Below are 4,391 nucleotides of genomic sequence, written 5' to 3' on the forward strand. Positions count from 1 at the left end.
ACCGCATCCGGACCCACACCCGCCGCCTCCCACACCGCAGCCAGCGACACCATCACCGCCCACAACACCGGCTGCACCACATCCGCACGATCCAGTCCCGGAGCGCCCTCCGCACCCGCCAGAACATCACTCAGCGACCACGGCACATGCGGCGCCAGCGCCGCCTCACACTCCGCCAACCGCGCCGCGAACACCGGACTCGACCGCACCAACTCCCGGCCCATGCCCACCCACTGCGTGCCCTGACCGGCGAACACGAACACCGTGCGGCCGCCCGACCGGCTCACGCCGGAGACCACCGACCCCCCGGGCGACCCGTCGGCCAGGCTCTCCAGACCGGACACCAGCTCCCCACGCTCACCACCCACGACAACCGCCCGGTGCTCGAACACCGACCGCGTCGCCGCCAACGACCACGCCACGTCGGCCGGTTCGAGTCCCGGGCGCGCCACAACCCACTCCCGCAACCGACCCGCCTGCGCCGCCAGACCCTTCGCCGAACGGCCCGACACCACCCACGCAGCACACCCACCGGCCTCCACCACCGCGGGCACGACCACCGGCTCGACCTCGGCGGTGGCGTCTGCCGCACCGTCGTCCTCGGGCTCGCCGATCCCGGCAGCCGGAGCTTCTTCGATGATGATGTGTGCGTTGGTGCCGCTCATGCCGAAGGAGGAGACACCGGCACGGCGCACCCGGTCCTCGGCCGACCACGGCACCGTCTCGGTCAGCAGCTGTACCTCACCGGCGGACCAGTCGATGTGCGGCGAGCGCTCTTCCGAGTGCAGCGTCCGCGGCAGCTGCTGGTGCTGCAGTGCCAGCACCATCTTGATCACGCCGGCCACGCCGGCCGCCGCCTGGGCGTGCCCGATGTTCGACTTCACCGAGCCCAGCCACAACGGCCGTCCCTCCGGCCGCTCCTGGCCGTAGGTGGCGAGCAGCGCCTGGGCCTCGATCGGGTCTCCGAGCGGGGTCCCGGTTCCGTGTGCCTCGACCACGTCGACGTCGTCGGCGCGAAGGCCGGCGTTCGCCAGCGCGGCCCGGATCACCCGCTGCTGCGAGGGGCCGTTCGGCGCGGTCAGGCCGTTGGAGGCGCCGTCCTGGTTGGTGGCGCTGCCGCGCACCACCGCGAGGACCTTGTGTCCGTTACGCCGGGCGTCCGACAACCGCTCCACGACCAGCATGCCCGCGCCCTCGCCCAGGCCCATGCCGTCGGCCGCCGCCGAGAACGGCTTGCACCGTCCGTCCGGCGCCAGCCCCATCTGCCGGCTGAACTGGTTGAACAGGAGCGGGTTGGCCGCCACCATCACGCCGCCGGCCAGCGCCAGCGTGCACTCGCCCGACCGCACGGCCTGGCAGGCCAGGTGCAGGGCCACCAGCGACGACGAGCACGCCGTGTCCACGGTGACCGCCGGGCCCTCGAGGCCCAGGACGTAGGCCACACGGCCGGACACCACGCTGGTCGAGACGCCGGTGACGAGGTGCCCGTCCAGTCCGCCGCTCTGCAGGCCGTTGCTCCAGCCGTACCCCGACGCGGCCGCCCCTGCGAACACGCCCGTCGCGGAGCCGCGCAGCGACGCGGGGTCCAGGCCCGCCCGCTCCAGCGCCTCCCAGGCCACCTCCAGCAGGAGCCGCTGCTGCGGGTCCATCGACGTGGCCTCGCGCGGGCTGATCCCGAAGAATCCCGCGTCGAACCCGGTCGCGTCGTAGACGAACCCACCCGCCCGGACGGGCTTTCCGGAGTACTCGTCCTCGGTGCCGACCGTGTCCTCGATGATCCAGCCGCGGTCCTCCGGCAGGACGGAGATGGCGTCGGTTCCGGCGGCCACCAGGTTCCACAGTTCTTCCGGGCTGCTCACGCCGCCCGGGTACCGGCAGCTCATGCCGACGATCGCCAGTGGCTCGTCGGTTGCCGCCGCCGCGACCGGGGCGGCCTGAGCGCTGCCGAGGGTGCCCACCAGCTGCGACAGCAGGAACTCGGCGGCGGCCGTGGGCGTAGGGGCGTCGAACAGCAGGGTGGCGGGCAGCTGCAGGCCCGTTGCGGTGCTCAGCCGGTTGCGCAGTTCCACCGCAGTCAGCGAGTCGAAGCCCAGGTCGCTGAAGGCACGGTTGGCCTCCACGGCATCGGGCGACGGGTAGTCCAGCACCGCGGCCGCCTGTGTCTGGACCAGGCCGACCAGCGTCCGGTTCTGCTCGGCCCGCGACAGGCCCGCCAGCCGCTGCTCGAGGGCCGTGCCCGCGTCCGAGCCGACGACCGCGTCGCTCCCGGCCGCGGCCGCGTCGGAGCCGGTCAGAGCCTGTTCAACGTCGGGCAGGCTCTCGATGAGCGGGCTGGGCCGGCGCAGCGTGAACGGCGGTGCGAACCGCGCCCAGTCCACGTCCGCGATCGTCATCAGGCCTTCGCCGCGGTCCAGGATCTGGGCCAGCGCCTGCACGGCCTGGTCGGCTTCCATGACCATCAGTCCGCGCCGCACGCCCTGCGCGGCGCCTTCTTCGTCGGTCATGCCGCCGCCGCCCCAGGGGCCCCAGGCCACCGAGGTCGCGGGCAGCCCCTGCGCCCGGCGGTGCTCGGCGAGCCCGTCCAGGAAGGTGTTGGCGGCCGCGTAGGCGGGCTGCAGGCCGCTGCCCCAGGTCGCCGAGATCGAGGAGAACAGCACGAACGCGTCCAGGTCCAGATCCCTGGTCAGCTCGTCCAGCAGGGCCGCGCCCGCGGTCTTGGCCGCCAGCACCGCGGCCGTTTCGGCCACGTCCGTGTCCTGCACGGCGGTCTCCTGGGGGACGCCGGCGGTGTGCATCACCGTGGACAGCGCAGGCCCGTCCGCCGCGGTCCAGGCCAGTACTCCGGCCAGGTCCGCCCGGTCGCTCGCATCGCAGGCCACGACGTCGACCCGTGCCCCGGCCGTCGCCAGCTCGGCCGCCAGCGTCGCCACACCCGCGCCACCGGGCCCGGAGCGGCTGGTCAGCACCAGGCGCGCCGCACCGCGCCCGGGCAGCCAGCGCGCCACGTGCCCGCCGATGGCACCGGTTCCACCGGTGATCAGCACACTTCCGCGCGGCGCCCACACCTCGGCGGAACCGGTCGGCTGCGCGGCGCGGGTCAGCCTGCGGCCGAGGATCCCGACCGGACGGATCGCGACCTGGTCCTCACCGCATCCGGCCAGCACCGCCGCCAGCCGGGCACCGGCCCGCTCGTCGAGGACGGCGGGCAGGTCGACCAACCCGCCCCACCGGTCGGGGTGTTCCAGGCCCACCACCCGGCCGAAGCCCCACGCCAGCGTCTGTACAGGGTTGGTCAGCGTCTCGCTGGGTCCCACGGTCACGGCGCCGGAGGTGGCCACCCACAGCGGCGCACCCACCTCCGCGTCGCCCAGCGCCTGCACCAGGGCCAGCGTCCCCGCCAGCCCGCCCGGCACCACCGGATACGCCGGCACAGGCGTCTCGTCCAGCGCCAGCAGCGACACGACACCGGAAACCCCGTCCTCCGACACCACCGCGAGAATCCGCTCGACCAGCTTCGACCGCTCGTCCGCCGCCGCGGCCTCCAGAAGCACCACCTCGGCCCCACGGGCAGCCAACGCCGCCACACACCCCTGCGCCCGATCCCCCGCAGCCCCACCCGAAGGAACCACCACCAACCAAGTCCCCGACAGCACACCCGCCTCGGGCTCCGTGACCGGCGCCCACGTCACCCGGTAGCGCCAATTCGCCGTCGCCGACAGGTCCCGCTCCCGGCGCCGCCACGACGTCAACGCCTCCAGGACCTCAGCCACATGCTGCTGGTCCTCTACTTCCAGGACCTCGGCGATGTGGGCCAGGTCGCCGCCCTCGACGGCCGCCCAGAACCGCGCCTCCGCCGCCGTGCCTGCACCGTCGCCGCCGACCGGGACCGCAGGTTCGGTCGCTGTCTCCATCCAGTACCGCTGGTGCTGGAAGGCGTAGGTGGGCAGGTCGACCCAGTCCGCGGCGGGCAGGACCGTCTTCCAGTCCACGCTCAGCCCGGCGACGTACGCCTGCGCGAGCGAGGTGATCAGCCGCGAGGCACCGCCGTTGTCCCGCTCCAGCGTGCCCACCGTCAGAACACCCGTGATCCCCGCATCCTCGGCCGTCTCCATCACCGCAGCCGTCAGCACCGGATGCGGCGACACCTCCACGAACGCCCCGAAGCCCTCACCGAGCAGCACACGAACTGCCTCTTCGAAACGCACCATCCGCCGCAGATTCGCGAACCAGTAACCCGCATCGACCTCAGTGCCCGACACCCACTCACCCGTGACCGTGGAGGCCATCGGCACCCGGCCCGCCCGCGGAACGATCCCCGCAAGCTCCTCCTCCAGCACCGCCGCCAACGACTCCACCGCCGGAGAATGCGCAACGAAGTCCGTCTCCGGAAT

General features: G+C 73.4%; 1 protein-coding gene. It reads right to left on the bottom strand.

The genetic code is table 11. From position 1 onward, the window contains the following. Positions 1-4,355, bottom strand: a 4,355-nt coding sequence (locus AB0H32_RS47035; protein WP_361135489.1) for an SDR family NAD(P)-dependent oxidoreductase, incomplete at its 3' end; no start/stop codon positions are given. Positions 4,356-4,391 lie beyond the last annotated feature (36 nt).

It is taken from the genome of Streptomyces sp. NPDC020362 (assembly GCF_040642095.1).
In the GTDB taxonomy this organism is placed as follows: domain Bacteria; phylum Actinomycetota; class Actinomycetes; order Streptomycetales; family Streptomycetaceae; genus Streptomyces.